We start from the raw sequence: 15,963 nt of genomic DNA, 5'->3' as shown, positions 1-15,963 counted from the left end.
ATTACCTTTTCAGGTGTGCCCGATAGCGTAGCCGACAGTGTAGCCAATTCATGAAATGGATACGCCTAAACGTTGCAAATATCACATATCGTTTCTATTTAAATCAGAATCAAATTATTGCGATATATAAAATCTAATGAATTGGCTACACTTGGGCTAATTGGATACACCTTTAATCACGACCGCGGCTCACGGACAAAGGCCTGTTGTGCGCCAAAATATCGACCAAACCGGAGCTTATTTCCTTTAGAACGCCAGCCCGGTAAGTTTTGTAAAATATCGTTGATTTCTCGGGCGGCGGCGTTGGTCAAACTTTGGCGCTTACCTTCAAACAAAACCATCCAAATCTCAAGGGCGCACACCCTATCCCGGTCGACGATTTCCGCTGCTGCGTATTCCTCGTCCACGAGGTCTAGCTCCTCAATATTTCGGTAATAATTAGCCATTACCTCCGGAGATTTAGAGTACCAATTTTCGGGAATTGGGGTATTAAGGTATTCTTCAATAAGCCCGATTTTTTCATAGCCCTCTGTGTGGCGTTGCCGCGTAGTATCTGCATCCCGTTCGATGTCAGGAGGCAGCACAAGCTCCTCACCTTGCAGGTAGTACGTTAATGCTTCGGCCCAAATCTGCCCCACTTCCTCAGGGGTAAGGTCATAATATGGTATCTTAGTTTGTAATTCAGGGTTTCCCTCAACCGGCCAAAACCGACGGTTTCCCGTTCTATCTTTTAAAAACAGCCGGTTGTTAGTAGTGCCTATAAAAGAATTTTGCCGTTGGTACTCTTGCGTCCGTTTGCCGTATGGCGCCCGGAACTTATCCGATGTTCGAGTTAAAAAGGCTTTTACGATTTCGGCATCATTCTTATAGGTTGGCGCCAATTCTGCGAGTTCACAAATCCAGCTCCCCTGTAGCTGCTCCATAGCATCTTTACTCTTGACATCTCCTAGCGAATTATTAAACCACTCACCGCCTAACCGCTCCGCTATTAACGTTTTACCTAATCCCTGAGGCCCAAATAGTACGAGTGTGCCGTCAAATTTTATGCCAGGAATCATTACACGGGCGATAGTGCCGCATAACCATTTACGAGTTACCGCTCTGACATATGGCGTGTCTTTTGCACCGAGGTAATCGATTAAAAGGGTATCAACTCTGCACTCACCGTCCCAGGTTAGGCCATTAAGGTAGTCCCTCACAGGGTGGAATTTATTTTTATTAAATACCTCTATAAGAGCATCATCGATAACGCGCGGAGCGTTAATCTCGTAAGCGATGCTTAAATAATTACGCAGACTAGCGTCGTCGGCGTCCGTCCAGTATTTCCCTTCATCTAAGCCTCGCCACGGTAAGTCCCCGCGTACAGCCATCCGATGCGCAAAATCATCAAGTGCCATACGCCCGTATAATCTGGGGTCATTTTCGAGAATTAACTTCACGTTGAACGTCGTCGGTAAAGGCTTCCCTTCGCGTTTATCACGCTCTAACTTACTTAAATACTCGGTATCCGGCCCGTCGGCGATCAGGTCGTCGTCAAAGTCCGCCATGCGTTCTGCGTCTAATACTTTTAGTACGTTTTTGTCGTTGGTGATAAGCTCCGCCATTTTACCGGTAGAGTCTTTGTCATTGCCAAACTTATGGATCCGCACAAGGTCGTAGGCATTTACGAGTTTACCGGATATAGGGTCGGTACCGTGATGTGAGTAAGCAAACCGCCCCTCATCGTACACGACTAGCCCGGCGCTCGTGCTGCCGGCCTTATAGGTGTAGCGGTTTTCGGTGTCGCAGGCCTCGTACACGTCTGAAAGGTATTCCGCTATGGCATCCTCGATACTGTACGTCCGGCAAAACGCACCGATGAGCCCTTTTTTAGTAAGCGGGTCGCCCTGCTTTTTGGCGGCGTTTAGGCGTATTTCGTCGGCCCGTTTGCTGTTTGGCCAAAGACTCACATCGTGCCAGTCCTCGTACTCGCGGAGTACGGCGTCCACATCTACCGGGGCGCCGTTATTATGGATAAATACGGGCTCCACGTCTGCCGGTGCTGACGGCCAAAACATCAGCCGCTCAACTTCAAAAGTGGTCGGGTCAAAGTTTTCTATGCCGATATTGCCGGCGATTCGCCGTGCTACTGCTTGGTACTCATCGGGCTCCATCGCCCGGCTTACCGGTAATATGATGCGGTACCGCGGTGTTTCCGGAGTGTGGCTGTGTGTCGAGTAAATGACATATTCGAGGTCGCCAATTTCAAAATTGAGCGATCCCAGAAAATTAGGCTCCGGACTGTCTGCATCAAGGGTTAACAGGTATCGCTTTTCTACGGCGCCCTTAACCCGTCGCCCCTTATTCTTGATGTGCCCGCCAACAAAGCCCCCGACGTCCTTTACCTCGGCTTTTTCGTCTTTAGTCATCCGCCTATATTCGGCGGCGGTCTCCTCCGTTATTTTTGATTGGCTTAATTTTTTGACAAGGTCATCCCATGTCATTTTTTTAGCGCGCCACTGCTTAGCGTGGCGGCTACTGCCAATAGATATAATTAGGTCCATTGATTAACTCCTCAGGTCTCCCGACATATCACGGAGGCCTTTAACATCCATATACTGATATATTGCGCTTTTCACCTCCTCGCTTGCTGAGGAGCGTACGCTCTTATTGTCAAATAGTTTCGCTTGCATGATGAGTCCATGCTGTATCTCGATGCACACGACGGGCTTACCGTCCTTAGTGCAGGCTACAATAGCACATTTGCCCTGTGCCACGCGCTTTTTATAACTACCTACACAGTTGCGCATGGCCTCGCCTAAGTCGATAAGCTCGTGCGACGTCTTAGGCATTATAAAGTCGTAGCCGTTTATGTGTGCTTCTAATTCGCCGTCCGGGTTGAGGGGGATGTCCTTATCCCTCTCTTTTCGTACGATTTTAGCGAGCACATCGTGCATGTCGGCCGGCTTTATCTTTTGACGCCACACCGCCTCTTTATCGATAATATCTTCATAACTCCGGGCGGTGTCCGCTATCATTCGCCACGCTTCGCGTTAGTATTCGTAACGGGCTAAGAACTGGAGCGCGTTACGTGGCGACTTATTGGCCACGTAGTCCGCCAAATACCGGTAGAGATATTCCATGCCCAGATACGGCCGTATAGCCTCCATGAGGGCGTCTTGATAGTCCTTATTATCAGTTAGCCCCTCCGCGATATGGATCGCCTCAATATATCGGGCATCGCGCATAATGGCCACACGTTTAGCCTTTGATGGCTGCTTGACGAGCTTATCTTCCACCGCGTCAATATACGACTTGCCCTTTTGGGTGTCGTAAAACACGGCCCGGTAAGTCTCCCACGTGTGGGGCATAATCGTATTATTTCTTAGCTTAGTATCGACTACGTTAAGCGGTGCGTCCGGTGCGTAAGTCTTAAGAATAAGCCGGCGCAGCACATCGTCCCCGAAGAACTGAGTACCTCTTGTATTAATCGCGTGGTGCGTGTATTTGATAGGGTATCCGGCGTACTTTTCCAGCCGTGATACTACCGCCTTACGGAGCGCCGACATGACAGCTTGACACTCCCGCCGGTGCTTGCCGGCGTTAGACTCTCCGTTGAGCGTACTAAATATAGTCTGAGACAAGCCTACCCGGGCAATGGTGGGCACGTCGGCCGCGTCAATGGGCGTATCTATAAACCGGCTCCGAGCGCCTATCTTAAATCGCCGGATAACACGGCGATGTTTGCAGTCAAAACGGATTGTCTCAAATCGGGGTTGCAGGCCCTTGAATAAATCGTCGTAGCCGTCGTTGTACATAACGGCTGTGTATTTAATGTTTAAATCTACAAAGTCCTTGTACTCCTTGACCCATAACTCCACATCTAGGGGCACAGCTGAGCGCGTCTGTGTAAGATTACCGACTGTCCGGTCGTCGGTATGCCCTCTACCGCAATATAACAGGGTTTTGTTTTTAAAATCCCGGTAATATCGCACTACGTCAAATGCTCTAAATTTAACAGGTTGCATCAGTCGAGCCAGTCCTCATCTTCTCCCGTTTCATCGGTTGCGGTGTCTTCGATGAGGGGCTCTTCTTTTGGTTCTTTCTTCTTCTTAGGGGCTGCTTTTTTTCTTAACCGGTACAATAGTCGATTTCTTAGCGTCTTTCTTGTCCTCGGTTTCAGCCTTGCCGGTTGTGAGCCCTTCGAGGGCAACTTCCCAAAGTGCGATAGTAGTATCGCAGTACTCTAGTGCGGCCGCCTGTTTAGCGGTCTCCGGGGCTTTTTCGACTAATTCTTTAGTCACTCTGGTTTCTTCTAAAATTCGCTCAATTTGAGACTTGCTAATGCTCATAGTGTTTTACCTCCCTTAGTCCTTCATATAGTAGTTGGCCTCGAACCCGGCCGCGTCGAGGATTAACCCCTTATTCCACTCGGTCGGCTCTGCCATAATTTTAATTACTTCATCGAGTGAGCCGGTGCCGATAGGCGCCTCGATAACCACCTCATCGTGGATATGTGCGCATATCTTATAACCGGCAAGCGTGAGCCGCTCCATGGCCGCCGCTAAGCAGTCACGGGCAACGGCTTGCACGATGTTTTCTACCAATTTCCCACCGTAGGTCTCCAGTTCGAGCCACTTATTAGCGGTTTGGGACATACCCTTATACACGATAGAGGGGCTCCCGAATCGGTTTGTACCTATGGCCGGCTTAGCGTATGCGAGATACCGACCTGACGGTAATAGGATGAATAAAAAGCCTTTAGTTTTTCTAAATCTTAGCCCGCCCTGCTTGATGCGGGCGCGTCCTTCTTTTATTGCCTGCTTGGCTGCGGCGTCAACGTCGTACCAAAATTTAACAATCTTAGGCGACGCCTTGCGCCACTTTTGCACGATGTCCGGTAATTCGTCCTCCGGTATTCCCCCCTCTAGGGCGCCCATGGCAATAAGGGCGTTCTTGCCGCCGCCATAACCGAGGGCAAGCTCTGCGACTTTCCCCTTTTGGCGTAAGTGGCCGTTTATGCCGTGTTTTTCGACGGGAATACCAAACATCGAGGACGCGGACGCGCAGTATATATCCCCGTTTTTTGCGAATACCTCCTGGCGCCACGACTCACCGGCTAGCCACGCGATAACCCTCGCCTCAATAGCTGAGTAATCAGCTACGATAAAGCGGCATCCGTCGGCCGGTACTAGCGCCGTCCTGATTAACTGACTCAGTACGTCCGGCACGTCATCGTACAAGGCTGATAATAATTCGAGGTTCCCGGATTTAACTATCCGGCGCGCCTCATCGAGTGTATTTAGGTAGTTACGCGGTAAGTTTTGGAGCTGTACCACGCGCCCCGCCCACCGACCGGTACGCATAGCCCCGTAATATTGGAGCATACCGTGGATACGGCCGTCGCTGCATACGGCGTTTTTCATGGCCTCGTATTTCTTGATAGAGGTCTTACCGAGTTGCTGGCGTATCTCTAATACGCGCCGCACGTCATCCGGTAGGCTCTGATTAAGTAGCTCCTTAACGTTGGTCTTGGTGATGCCGGGTATCTCGTGACCGAGGTTATCCTCTACCCACTCCTTAAGCTGTGCCGGACTGTTGGGGTTATCGAGTCCGGTAATCTTACGAGCCTCGGCCATGAGTTGCGCCTTGATGGCTGCGTCAAATGTGATGGCGTTATTAACTAACGTCTTGTCAATGGCTATCCCGTTGCGGTTGATAACGCCGTCAACGAGCCACCACCGGTGTTCAAATTCCGGCGGTTTTAATTTGATAAGTTTGTCCCGTATTGCCTTTTCGACCACTACGTCCTGCCGGTTATACTCGATGTACTCCGCCCATTTCTCCGGGTCATCCGTTGGCCGGTTGCGAGTACGGCCGCCGTTGACCTTTGTAGGTTTGCATGGCATCGAGAAAAACCGTATAAGGTCTTTACCGCGCTTGTCCTTGGTTTCCGATAACCCTAAAACCGTCGCCACTGCATCGAGCGACGTCGGTAAGGATTGATACAAGGCTAGTACTGAGGTGCATTCCCAGTTTTGTAAGTCCATACGCGGGTAGTACTTACGTAGCGCCGTTATTTCAAAGTTGGCGTTAAATGCTGTCTTGGTTATTTCTGGATCGTGTAGCGCCTTGACCACTCTATCCGGTAGTGGGTCGGTGGTCATGTCGACCACCTCCACCGGCTCATCGTCAAAGCTGTACGCGAATAATAAAATTTCAAAGCTGGGGTCGTCGACGTACCTCTGTGCGCTGTGCTTAATTGGCCACTCCGAGTACGTCTCAACGTCTATCGATAACGTTTTAGGCTTAGTCAAACACGTTGTCGTCATCGCCGAAATCGTCGTCGTCAAAATCTGCCTCGGACACAGTAGCGCCGCCTAACTGTTGGCCGTCCTTGATTTTGCGCACAGCGAGCAAGCCAACGCCGAAACCCTTAGATTGATTTTTGAAATTATAAGCGTAGATGTTAACTACCGCCTGCACATAGCAGCCAGAGTATAACTCTTCCTCGATTTCGAAATCGTCCATAGGGTTTTTATCTCGGTCATAACATTTTGGTTTACGGTCGCTTTTTGCACTGATAAAGTACTTGCCGTTGTACACCTCCGGCTGAGCGGTTACAAATTCTGCCTCATCCTCATCACCATCGCGGAGGGGCTCTTTTAAGTCTTTGAATTTTTTATTAAATAAAGAGATAACATCGTCCTCAGCTTTTAGGCGCTTAATGGCGTCCTGGATACGGGCGGTCGTTTTATCGTCTTTATCAAAAATAAATTGCGCGTTGTATGTCTTATTGCCGTTCGGGTCCTCGTTGGGTTCCGCGAGATGCGCATAAGACAAGCGAACTAAACCGGTGGAAATTTTAATACTTTTCATAGTGGATTACCTCCTAAATATCATCATCAAAACTATCAGTTAAATCTAATTCAAGCGGTGGGCGCTTATCCTCTAGCGTCGCCAGTGTAGGCGCGCCCGGGGGTTTGCTGATATGTTGCCCTATCATGGCCTCTAATTTTTTCGCACCGCCTAAGAGTTTTTGGAGCTCCGTCACACCGCGCATCTTAGGCTCTTTAAATATGACATCGTCGCCAATGCCTAAGCTGCGCAGGGTCTCAATAGCAGCCGCATCAATTACACGGTTGGAGCGCCCCTCGACGAGCTTATAACCGGGCCACGTCTTGCCGTAGTCGACGGCTTGCTTTAAGGCGTATTCTCTAACCGCCTCGAGCCAGCTCTTGGCTCTGCTGTAAATATCGAGCACATGGCTAATATCGGCATCCCCTAAAAGCTTAGGGTCTTTAAAATCGGCCATAGCTGCCTGCATATCCTCGGCGAGTCTCCGGCATACGTGCCGGGCTCTGCAAAAATCGCAGTGCGGACCGCTTACACATTCACCGGCGCCCTCATAGGCAAGTTTGGCCGGCGCTTTTACCGTTTCCGCCCAAGCGAGTAAATCGGTAGTGCTTAGCTCGTCGGTAGTTACTGAGTTTAGTCGTGGCTGTACTATCGTCATGCGCACGGTCTTGATGTCGTACACAAAGTCGTACTTTAACAGCGTACCGAGGGCGTATAGTCTAATTTGAGGATTGTTGACGGCACTCACCGGCTTACCTTTGCCGTATTTGAGGTCGATAACCTCTAGCACGCCATCGGCGATAATTACCATATCGGCCGTGCCGAACCCCTCCGGAGCGTACGCGCTGTAGTCCACGCGATCCTCAACCACGACTCGGGCGGCTGATGTAATGGCTCGGGCTGTGTTGATTTTCTCGATACAGAGGTCGACGTACTCCCGGACTGCTGAGTCCATTTCCTCGTTATCCGGCTCAATCGGCCCGGCAGCATCGATAGAAGTACCTAAATAACCATTGAGCAGGTACTCCGCGTAAGCGTGCGCCCGTGTGCCCTCCTCAGCGTAAGAGCTTGACTCGTCCTTAAATTGCTCCTCCATCCGAGCGGACGGCGTACAAACTAACCATCTGTACGCGCCCGACGCGGATAGTACGGCGTGCGCCCTAGCCATTAATAGCCGCCTCTGCTTCGGCGATAATATCGGCGTATTTGGCAGGGTCAACCCCGGAGAGTTTACCGTTGGAGCTGTTCGACTTAACGAGCGCCATAGCTTCGGTTTTATCGCCACCCTTGGCCTCCATTAATTTAGTAAGTGCTTTTGTCACGTCGTCCTTAGTAGGGGCTTTGGCTTCCTCCTTCTTAGGCGCCTCAGCTTTTGCCAGTTCTTCGGTTTTTGGCTCTTCTGTTTTCTTCGGTGCTGCCTTTTTAGTGGCCGGCTTTTTAGCAGGTTCGGCCTTTGCCTGTTCTTCCTGTTTAGGTGTTTCTTCTACCGCATCAGGGGCGGCCGGTTCCGCTTTGGTGGTGCCCTGTTGTAAGTTATTCGTTGCATCGGCTAAATCTGCAAGTGATACGCGTACGCCCTTAGGTTGAGTAATAGCCGCAGCTACTTCGTGCAATGCTTTAATAGTATTTTCTGTAAGGTCGATTTTAATAGTAATATCCATGATATTGGCTCCTTTATGGTATAATTTAGATAGGGTATTTACTCTGCCGTCGGACAGTCTGCAACACTGCCGGCGGTTTTTTCTTTTGTACAATCTTGCAATTTAATCAACCTCCTCAACTAGAATTAAAATACTATTGATACGTTCGAGATCGGGAAACTGCCCGGCTCTTGCGGTATCCTCAATGTATAACGATGTACCCCATGCGTAAGGTTCGAGACTGATACCGTGTATATCATCGTTAGGTGATCGCGTTAATACTTCCAAAACATATTTTGCATGTGCATATCGGAGTGCCCGAAATGCTGCAAGCCACGGTTCATGGTTTTTGTTTGGGGTATCCATGCAGTAGTCCTCGTATCGGTCTTGTAACCGTATAACCGATTTAGACAGCCAGGCGTCTAAACTGTGGATTGCGTAAGAGCTGTACTTCAAATTTTTCATTTTAATCACCTGCCCCAAATTTGATAGTATGTACGCACCGTCTATTAGGTACACGTCCCTCGATTATTGCGTCTTTGATATTGTTACTTGTTATGGATGCCCACACGCTATAATCGATAGCATGCACCGGGTGACCTAAAGGGTATACGCTTAAATCATCGAGATATTGTTGAAATGCATTTCGGAGCGTAGTAGTAGCACCCATTCTGACGTCCTCTGTCACCTTTAACTCCCTACAATAAGCCTTGATTTTATCTGATTCAGTAAGGTACCAATCCCATAGAGTAGATGCTGCGTAAGAGTCTCTTTTCATTTATTCCGCCGCCTTTCTTAAATCTTCCCACCGGGCTACGATGTCCACTATATCGCTCTTGTCCGGTGTTTTTCCGTCTTGTAATTTCTTTTCGATATTGTAGGCGGTGTGGTTAGCAAACGCTGTCAGGTCTACCCGGTGTATCAGGTCATCGAGTGGCCGTTCTAGTATGACCACTTCATACCGTGCCATCGCTAGACTTAATATGCGACACGCCTCATTCCTGACATTCCAGTCGACATCGTGCTCTTGGCAGTATTTACTAATTGCGAGCATCGATTTAAGGTGCCACAGGTGCAAACTATGGAGCCCGAACGAGCCTTGTTTCCAATTCATGATTACCGCACCTCCTTAATTGCCTTTAGGATGGACTGGAATACGTGGCCGAGGTTGTCGACCGCATCAGGTGTAATATAGTGCGCCGCGATCATCTTATACACGGTATCCGTTGACGGTACCACAATCCATAAGATTAAAAAGGCCAAACTGATTTTAAATTTTAGTTTGTATGGTGCATCGGTAGGAAGATCCCGTCGGAGTACCCGGGCCGCTACGCGCTCCTGTTCCGCGTCCATGTACTCAATGGAGGCGCCTAAGAGGACTATACCGGCCGCCATAAAACCGGCCAGCTTAACCCAGTTCGCGAGCTCCGCGAGATAAATGAGCCACGGGTTAATTATTGGATCCATAGAGCACCTCCAACCGACCTGCGATATTAGTAAGTGTTATGTATAATGCTTTTACAAAATGCGACCGTAAGTCACAAGCTAACTCCTCGCCTAAGGCTTCACGTTTTACGCTTAACTGGCCGATAAGCCCTGCGGTCGATGCGGCCATATGCACCATAGCGCGGAGAGTGTCATCGTTACGCGGGATTTGATTTAATCGTTTTAGCAGTCGTTCGTAAGTAACGGAGCTTGAATCTAGGCCGTTTTCTTCGTTTGTTTGGATAACGCCCGCTAGTACGCAGATATTTGTAATAAAAAACTCATTTATCTTCATGGGTGGCCTCCGTTTCCGCTTCTTTACAATGTGTAACGATGGCCTCTAACGTATCGCATAAGTATTCCGTGAGCACAGCTAACGCGCTAGCGCGCATCGGGTGCCCGAGATTGCGCATAGGGCGATTAAGTGCAACTACCATACCGATACAAATTACAGAAGAGACTAAGCAGTCAATTACGGTCTTTGGCTCGATTAAATTGCAGTTGGCCGAGTGGTAATCGATATACATTTCCACCAATTCGGCTATTGTCTTTTTCCGGATGCGGCCTTTTTCGTCTATATCTACGTTGATTAATTCGATAAAATGTTTAGTTAATTCGAGTAATGCTTCTTTATTTTGTTCCATAGTTTTTACATCCTTTCTTTATCTAACTTCACCCGGGCGCCCCTGTTTAGCCCAGTTGTAGGCGTGAGGCTGTGGCACCTCGATAATAACGTCTACCGGTTCGCCGGCAGGTACCTCGATACGCTCCGCAACCATCACCGATGCCGCGCATGTGGCTAGCCCGGCGATCATGTGCGCCGCGCTGTCCGGCAGATACTCTACGGCGTTCAGCCCGTACATCCCAGCAAACGTGCCTAGAATATAGAGCCCTGTTTTGGCTAATTCCTTACTCATCCCTTAGTCCTCCTCACTTATCTATAATTATGCAAACCGTAACCACGGCCACACCGGCGTCGTTATAACCGTAAATTTTCTTATTGTGCACCCGGAAATACTTTAGCGGCTTGAGAAAATCCTTATAGTACTCCTCGCTAACCCACCACTCCGAGCCGTCTGTGCCGTTAAATTTCCGGATTTTAGTACGCCGTTTCCCGTTGTTCAGCTCTTGCACGATACCGGAGTCCGCTACGCCGAGTAGTTGGCTTTCGTCGGGAATATCAAAAAACTTAGGCGCGGACATCGGCGCCGTTTCTCTACCCAGTACCCGCATCATGGCGCCCGTGTCGTAGATGTTATCGGACTCCGGTATGCGGAATAGCCAGTGAGTATCGCTGAAATAGGCGTACCCGTCGCCCGGTGTGACTGATAAGAACTTATTTACCAAGCCATCGTGTTTGGCGAAATATTTCAAAATTGCCTTAAACATGTGCCCTCCTTATTTCTTAGTGTGCCGCGCTTTTAGCGTGGCCAGGTGTTCCGCGACTTGCTCCTCGGTTAAGTAACCGAGGACGTCGCCTCCGAATATGTCGATGTCAACGTCATACGCTGGACACCGGTACTCAGGGTCACGAATAGCCATTTCAAATAGCCCCTCGTCACCGCCATATGATAGCGGTCCTCGGATAACCGACACCTCGTAGCCATCATCAAGAGGCAGAATGTATTGTTCATTAACGAGGTCATCGAATCCGCCGCGTTCTATTTCCTGCATCTCTTGCCCGAATTTCATCATATTATTAGCCCTCCTTTATTAGCTTCTTCCGGACTCCATCCCCCCTCGATGTATTTGAGGAAGGGCGCCGCGTGAATTGTATATTTAAAGCGTTTACCGCTGGCCGATGGTACGGCCGTACCCCATAACGGGTACTTGTTGAGCCGGAGGCTTGCCCTGAGATGTTGGGGCGTGATGCCCATCATTTCGGCCGCCTCGTATATAGTTAGAGTCTTTTTAGTCATAACTCATCGCCCTTTTGTCGTATTTTATTTTTAGCTCTATGTGCTGCATCGGTGGCTCCGGTGCCGGCAATCATGGCTGGTGTGGTAGTGTGGTCCATATTATCTGCCTCCTGTGTTTATAAAATTTCGATAACTTACGCAAGATTTTAGTTAAAAAAAATTCGGTCTATGGTATCTCGGTCAAGTCCGAGATACGCCGCAATATCTTGCACTTCTTTTCGATAAAAATCGCTCTCACCGCTCATTTTGCGGTATAATGTTGCAGGCGTTACGCCGATGGCCGCCGCTACGTCGGCAAGCCTTTTCCCCGACTCCATTACGTAGTATTTGAGTAAATTCGCATTCACCTTATCACCTCCTTCTCGGCGTTTGCAACTTATGAACCTATTATATATCGACAGCTTGCGCAAGTCAATAGTTTTTGTTTCTTTTTTATAAAAAATTATAAAAATCTTGCATTTTTGCAACGCAAGTCTTATAATAATAGTAAATAAAGGAGGTGACAAAATGGACTTTATGGAGCTTATCCGGGAAAAAAGACGCGAGCAAAAAATGACAATGAAAGAGCTTGCTGACAAAGTAGGCGTATCCGAAGGCACGGTCTCCCGTTGGGAATCCGGAAGAATTACAAGCCTGCGCGATAATACCGCTGTGGCATTATCTGAGGCGCTACATATACCTCTTGAGGAATTAGTGGGCCGTAGAGGGCGTAATGAAATAGTACACGGCGGAACCCCTAAACAGGTAATCGCCTTTGACCCGGACTTTGATAAGTACGGCCCTGAGGTCGGCAGGATTCGGCGCGAAATACTGCAAAAATATGTAAGTATGAGCGCTTTTGCCGAAATTATAGACATGCCGTATTCCACGCTACAGTCGATCTTCGGTAATTTTAAAGGAGCAACCCTGAGCAACTTGCAAAAAATTGCTACCGGGCTAAATACCACAATAGACGGCCTGATGGGGATTGCTCCGCAGACGCCGGCTAACTACTCCCCGGTATTAGCAAGGGCTCAAGAGGAATTATCACCGGAGGACTTGGCGAAAGTTGAGGAAATCGCGGCCATGTATTTAAAAATAAAGGAGGATAAAACATAGAAGCACGATACAACGTGGCCACGGGCTTAGCTTGGTCGATGTACAGTCGATACGAGCTAACCGACGCACTCGTCGACCCTAAGAGGCTGCTACGCCTCGAGGGTGTCGACTGTGTATCGTATCAGACTATGGGGCTTGATGACCTCCCCCGGGCTGATGCGTATTATGACCCTCGGCCCGATATAAATGCAGTGTTTTACAACGAGGACGCGCAATTTGAGCGCCTCCGATTTACACTGGCTCACGAATTAGGACACAAGGTCCTAGGTCATCATGATATATATGCGGTAACCCTACCGCGCATAGAGCAGGAACGCGAGGCGAACGCATTCGCGGCAGAGCTGTTGGCACCGTCTCCGTTGATTCATCTTATCGGCATCACGTCAGTCGATGAAATCTGCGCCGCTTTCGACGTGTCTCAGCTCTGCGCGGAGGCCGTGCTTAAGCGTATGTATTTTTTCTCTCCGGAACGCTGGCCGCATCACGTCGATATGTTCCGGCAGGATGAAGAGGGCCGGGTGATCCGTAAGACAATAGGCACATTTACGACAGCAAAAGAAGCCTTACTCGCATTATCCGAATATTGTGTAAATCCGTCAGTTGCTGACTCCCGATTAATTACAGTTCGACAAGTATGGGATTTATTAATCGAGGATTTAAAGCGCCGAAATGTTATGATTACATCGCCTTATAAGATGACAGAAAAAAAGTTAGCCGGATTAATGAACGCCCCTATTCGTGATGTTAGATTAGCGCACTTACAACGAATATTTGACGAGGATATGGGCGACTTGAAAAAATCTACAGTTAGTCAAATAAAATCAAAAATATCTATGCTGTTCAAAATGGCGATAAAAAATGACTATGTCGATAAGAACTACGGAGCTATGGTCGTTATCAACGCCACCGAGGAATCGGACCCGCTACACCGACCTTACACAAGCGACGAAATCGAGACGTTATGGATGAATACCGATGATTATCGAGTAAGAATAATATTAATATATCTATATACCGGCCTGCGATCTTCTGAATTATTGTCTATCAAAATTACAGATGTACATTTGAAAGAAAGATATTTAGTGGGCGGAATGAAAACAAAAGCCGGTAAGAATAGAATAATTCCTATAGCGGACTGTATTATGCCTTTTATTAGAGAATTATACGACAAAAATAAATTTAACCGGAGCGGGCGGCTTTGCCCTAAGGGGACGATGTGGCCCCGATATATTACGGATGCTGCGCTAAAGAATCTCGGAATTGATAGACATACCCCTCATGATACCCGTCATACTTTTATAACATGGCTAACAAATTATGGCGTGTCCGAAAAAATTATAAAGACGATAGTAGGACATAGCCAAACTGGAGATGTCACAAAAGACGTATACACTCACTTAGTCACAGATCAGTTATTAGAGGCGGTTAATAAATTACCACACACAGATAATATAAAACTCTTTCCAGGCGAAAAGAAAAGTTGTACAATGGTTGTGCAACGAGCATAGAATTACACCACTTTAGAGCGAGTATTGAAAAATAAAAATGCAGTAAGTACCATACTTACTGCGTCTGTGGATAGTATCGATAAATTAAATAAAGATTTATCGACATTGCCTTCGGGCGGCTCGGCGTGAGCCATTTATATGAACCTTACTCGACTCCTCGGAGTCGAGTTTTTTATTGCCCGTTTTGATTCATTCATACTGTCTCATCTCCAATACTGCACTTAGTCAAACAATAATTTTAACTTATATTTGGAATTATATTTCTATTTACACATATTAAGCATTACTAATTTGATTATAAACCGTCTTACACTAGAATACAATTTGATATTTCAAAATTACATTAATTTTTAGATTTATTTCATAAAGGAGTCCTACACATGCAATACAAACGTCTTGGCAACACTCACATCGCCTTCCGCCTTAATCCGGGCGAAGAGTTAGTCAGTTCTATCGAAACTATTGCCCGTAAGGAAGGTGTCACTTCAGCTATGATTCAAGGTTTGGGCGCCACCAACGATATCGTACTCGAAACCTATCATGCTGATGAAAAGAAATATTATCATCATCGCTTAACCGGAGATTTTGAAATCACCTCCATCACCGGCACTATCGATCAGCTTAACGATGATTACTATGCACACTTACATATCACAATCGCCGACCAAGAAGGTAATTCTCATGGTGGTCATTTGACCAGTGCCGTAATTAGTGTAACTGCTGAAATGATTCTAACTTTGCTTCCTGAAGATATTCACCGTGGCTACGACAAGGACGCTGATTTAAATTTATGGCAATTAGATAAGTAAGGCAGCTAATATCTCTGCAATAAATTAACCGATAGAGCTGAAATATGTCAGTAAATACGCTTGTTTTTACAAAACGAAAAATAAATCGATTTTTTTGAATTTATTTACTGCATTGAGGCCTCTCCCTATGTTATAATCAACACATAAGGAGGTATCACTATGATCCAAGAAAACTTAATTGAAATGATTAGCTCATACTTCAAACTCGAAGAAGAAAAATTCAAAAATGTAGTAAATAATATTGACGGCATGAACATCAACAGTGTTGATGATATTAAAAACCTCAACTCCGACCAGTTACAAACTTTGTTTGCCAGTCTTAAAGATGCCTATGGCGAACTTAGTGCTAACGAATCTGTCAAAGCCGGTTTGAATGCCATTGCCGGTAAATTTTTCAAATAAGTAAAATAAGGCCTATAGGACATTTTGAGTTGGTTTTTAGACCGATGAGACTAGTATTTATCTAGTCTCATCGGTCTTTTAAATTTTTTATTAGATTTTAAAGGGTGGACAAAATGAGTTGGTAAAAAGTCTGAAACCCCTTGCTATATAAGGGTTAAATAAGGTTATATCTTTCTAGAAAATATATTTTTTAGGAGGTATTACTTTATGAAAAAATTAGATGTCCTTATTGTGGTTTTGACTGTATAAAGTATGGAAAAACTCG

General features: G+C 47.2%; 21 protein-coding genes. 4 read left to right on the top strand and 17 right to left on the bottom strand.

Annotation, left to right across the window (positions count from 1 at the left end):
* Positions 1-176 precede the first annotated feature (176 nt).
* The 17 genes from MXE28_RS05940 to MXE28_RS05860 form a co-directional block, all read right to left on the bottom strand.
* Positions 177-2,543, bottom strand: a complete 2,367-nt coding sequence (locus MXE28_RS05940) for a virulence-associated E family protein (protein WP_247239931.1) — start codon at positions 2,541-2,543, stop codon at positions 177-179.
* Between the two features lie 3 nt (positions 2,544-2,546).
* Positions 2,547-3,017 (bottom strand): PcfJ domain-containing protein, encoded by a 471-nt coding sequence (locus MXE28_RS05935; RefSeq protein ID WP_247239930.1) that lies wholly within the window; start codon positions 3,015-3,017, stop codon positions 2,547-2,549.
* A 15-nt stretch (positions 3,018-3,032) separates the two neighbouring features.
* Positions 3,033-3,434: a hypothetical protein gene (locus MXE28_RS05930; protein ID WP_247239929.1), complete on the bottom strand. Its 402-nt coding sequence runs from the start codon at positions 3,432-3,434 to the stop codon at positions 3,033-3,035.
* Positions 3,435-4,091: 657 nt separating this feature from the next.
* On the bottom strand, positions 4,092-4,331 hold the full coding sequence (locus MXE28_RS05925; RefSeq protein ID WP_247239928.1) for a hypothetical protein: 240 nt from the start codon (positions 4,329-4,331) through the stop codon (positions 4,092-4,094).
* A gap of 15 nt (positions 4,332-4,346) precedes the next feature.
* Positions 4,347-6,311, bottom strand: a complete 1,965-nt coding sequence (locus MXE28_RS05920; protein WP_226974372.1) for a DNA polymerase — start codon at positions 6,309-6,311, stop codon at positions 4,347-4,349.
* Positions 6,289-6,858, bottom strand: a complete 570-nt coding sequence (locus MXE28_RS05915; RefSeq protein WP_247239927.1) for an ssDNA-binding protein — start codon at positions 6,856-6,858, stop codon at positions 6,289-6,291. The genes MXE28_RS05920 and MXE28_RS05915 overlap by 23 nt, the downstream gene beginning before the upstream one ends.
* 13 nt (positions 6,859-6,871) lie before the next feature.
* Positions 6,872-8,005 (bottom strand): DUF2800 domain-containing protein, encoded by a 1,134-nt coding sequence (locus tag MXE28_RS05910; protein WP_247239926.1) that lies wholly within the window; start codon positions 8,003-8,005, stop codon positions 6,872-6,874.
* Positions 7,998-8,498, bottom strand: coding sequence for a hypothetical protein (locus MXE28_RS05905; protein ID WP_247239925.1), 501 nt, complete (start codon positions 8,496-8,498; stop codon positions 7,998-8,000). The genes MXE28_RS05910 and MXE28_RS05905 overlap by 8 nt, the downstream gene beginning before the upstream one ends.
* 102 nt (positions 8,499-8,600) lie before the next feature.
* A complete protein-coding gene (locus tag MXE28_RS05900) occupies positions 8,601-8,843 on the bottom strand; it encodes a hypothetical protein (protein WP_226974365.1) in 243 nt (80 codons plus the stop codon).
* A 412-nt stretch (positions 8,844-9,255) separates the two neighbouring features.
* On the bottom strand, positions 9,256-9,591 hold the full coding sequence (locus MXE28_RS05895; protein ID WP_247239924.1) for a hypothetical protein: 336 nt from the start codon (positions 9,589-9,591) through the stop codon (positions 9,256-9,258).
* A gap of 2 nt (positions 9,592-9,593) precedes the next feature.
* Positions 9,594-9,944: a hypothetical protein gene (locus MXE28_RS05890; protein ID WP_021841130.1), complete on the bottom strand. Its 351-nt coding sequence runs from the start codon at positions 9,942-9,944 to the stop codon at positions 9,594-9,596.
* Positions 9,928-10,257, bottom strand: coding sequence for a hypothetical protein (locus tag MXE28_RS05885; RefSeq protein WP_021841129.1), 330 nt, complete (start codon positions 10,255-10,257; stop codon positions 9,928-9,930). The genes MXE28_RS05890 and MXE28_RS05885 overlap by 17 nt, the downstream gene beginning before the upstream one ends.
* On the bottom strand, positions 10,244-10,606 hold the full coding sequence (locus MXE28_RS05880) for a hypothetical protein (RefSeq protein WP_021841128.1): 363 nt from the start codon (positions 10,604-10,606) through the stop codon (positions 10,244-10,246). The genes MXE28_RS05885 and MXE28_RS05880 overlap by 14 nt, the downstream gene beginning before the upstream one ends.
* A gap of 18 nt (positions 10,607-10,624) precedes the next feature.
* Complete coding sequence (locus MXE28_RS05875; RefSeq protein WP_247239923.1) at positions 10,625-10,879, bottom strand: hypothetical protein; 255 nt, start codon at positions 10,877-10,879, stop codon at positions 10,625-10,627.
* A 13-nt stretch (positions 10,880-10,892) separates the two neighbouring features.
* A complete protein-coding gene (locus MXE28_RS05870) occupies positions 10,893-11,351 on the bottom strand; it encodes a hypothetical protein (protein WP_247239922.1) in 459 nt (152 codons plus the stop codon).
* 9 nt (positions 11,352-11,360) lie between these two features.
* Positions 11,361-11,657: a hypothetical protein gene (locus MXE28_RS05865; RefSeq protein WP_247239921.1), complete on the bottom strand. Its 297-nt coding sequence runs from the start codon at positions 11,655-11,657 to the stop codon at positions 11,361-11,363.
* Positions 11,658-12,027: 370 nt separating this feature from the next.
* A complete protein-coding gene (locus MXE28_RS05860) occupies positions 12,028-12,228 on the bottom strand; it encodes a helix-turn-helix transcriptional regulator (RefSeq protein ID WP_247239920.1) in 201 nt (66 codons plus the stop codon).
* A 160-nt stretch (positions 12,229-12,388) separates the two neighbouring features.
* On the opposite strand from MXE28_RS05860, the gene MXE28_RS05855 reads away from it, so the two are divergent.
* The 4 genes from MXE28_RS05855 to MXE28_RS05840 all read left to right on the top strand — a co-directional run bounded on the left by MXE28_RS05855 (position 12,389) and on the right by MXE28_RS05840 (position 15,698).
* Positions 12,389-12,979, top strand: a complete 591-nt coding sequence (locus MXE28_RS05855; protein ID WP_247239919.1) for a helix-turn-helix transcriptional regulator — start codon at positions 12,389-12,391, stop codon at positions 12,977-12,979.
* A gap of 128 nt (positions 12,980-13,107) precedes the next feature.
* The gene (locus tag MXE28_RS05850) at positions 13,108-14,487 is read left to right on the top strand and encodes a tyrosine-type recombinase/integrase (protein WP_247239918.1); all 1,380 of its coding nucleotides are present in this window, start codon (positions 13,108-13,110) and stop codon (positions 14,485-14,487) included.
* Positions 14,488-14,867: 380 nt separating this feature from the next.
* Entirely contained in the window at positions 14,868-15,296 is a 429-nt protein-coding gene (locus MXE28_RS05845; RefSeq protein ID WP_021841116.1) for a PPC domain-containing DNA-binding protein, read from the top strand.
* A 159-nt stretch (positions 15,297-15,455) separates the two neighbouring features.
* Positions 15,456-15,698, top strand: a complete 243-nt coding sequence (locus MXE28_RS05840; RefSeq protein ID WP_226974693.1) for a hypothetical protein — start codon at positions 15,456-15,458, stop codon at positions 15,696-15,698.
* The last annotated feature ends 265 nt before the right edge of the window (positions 15,699-15,963 follow it).

It is taken from the genome of Veillonella sp. KGMB01456, from assembly GCF_023051165.1.
Lineage (GTDB): Bacteria > Bacillota > Negativicutes > Veillonellales > Veillonellaceae > Veillonella_A.
This window is presented reverse-complemented; position numbering and strand designations above follow the sequence as displayed.

Coding starts and splice junctions, on each gene's coding strand:
- MXE28_RS05925 (WP_247239928.1), bottom strand. CDS start 4,331: ATGAGCATTAGCAAGTCTCAAATTGAGCGAATTTTAGAAGAAACCAGA.
- MXE28_RS05890 (WP_021841130.1), bottom strand. CDS start 9,944: ATGGATCCAATAATTAACCCGTGGCTCATTTATCTCGCGGAGCTCGCG.
- MXE28_RS05915 (WP_247239927.1), bottom strand. CDS start 6,858: ATGAAAAGTATTAAAATTTCCACCGGTTTAGTTCGCTTGTCTTATGCG.
- MXE28_RS05870 (WP_247239922.1), bottom strand. CDS start 11,351: ATGTTTAAGGCAATTTTGAAATATTTCGCCAAACACGATGGCTTGGTA.
- MXE28_RS05940 (WP_247239931.1), bottom strand. CDS start 2,543: ATGGACCTAATTATATCTATTGGCAGTAGCCGCCACGCTAAGCAGTGG.
- MXE28_RS05865 (WP_247239921.1), bottom strand. CDS start 11,657: ATGATGAAATTCGGGCAAGAGATGCAGGAAATAGAACGCGGCGGATTC.
- MXE28_RS05885 (WP_021841129.1), bottom strand. CDS start 10,257: ATGAAGATAAATGAGTTTTTTATTACAAATATCTGCGTACTAGCGGGC.
- MXE28_RS05850 (WP_247239918.1), top strand. CDS start 13,108: ATGGGGCTTGATGACCTCCCCCGGGCTGATGCGTATTATGACCCTCGG.
- MXE28_RS05920 (WP_226974372.1), bottom strand. CDS start 6,311: ATGACGACAACGTGTTTGACTAAGCCTAAAACGTTATCGATAGACGTT.
- MXE28_RS05840 (WP_226974693.1), top strand. CDS start 15,456: ATGATCCAAGAAAACTTAATTGAAATGATTAGCTCATACTTCAAACTC.
- MXE28_RS05855 (WP_247239919.1), top strand. CDS start 12,389: ATGGACTTTATGGAGCTTATCCGGGAAAAAAGACGCGAGCAAAAAATG.
- MXE28_RS05905 (WP_247239925.1), bottom strand. CDS start 8,498: ATGGATATTACTATTAAAATCGACCTTACAGAAAATACTATTAAAGCA.
- MXE28_RS05880 (WP_021841128.1), bottom strand. CDS start 10,606: ATGGAACAAAATAAAGAAGCATTACTCGAATTAACTAAACATTTTATC.
- MXE28_RS05935 (WP_247239930.1), bottom strand. CDS start 3,017: ATGATAGCGGACACCGCCCGGAGTTATGAAGATATTATCGATAAAGAG.
- MXE28_RS05910 (WP_247239926.1), bottom strand. CDS start 8,005: ATGGCTAGGGCGCACGCCGTACTATCCGCGTCGGGCGCGTACAGATGG.
- MXE28_RS05875 (WP_247239923.1), bottom strand. CDS start 10,879: ATGAGTAAGGAATTAGCCAAAACAGGGCTCTATATTCTAGGCACGTTT.
- MXE28_RS05900 (WP_226974365.1), bottom strand. CDS start 8,843: ATGGATACCCCAAACAAAAACCATGAACCGTGGCTTGCAGCATTTCGG.
- MXE28_RS05895 (WP_247239924.1), bottom strand. CDS start 9,591: ATGAATTGGAAACAAGGCTCGTTCGGGCTCCATAGTTTGCACCTGTGG.
- MXE28_RS05845 (WP_021841116.1), top strand. CDS start 14,868: ATGCAATACAAACGTCTTGGCAACACTCACATCGCCTTCCGCCTTAAT.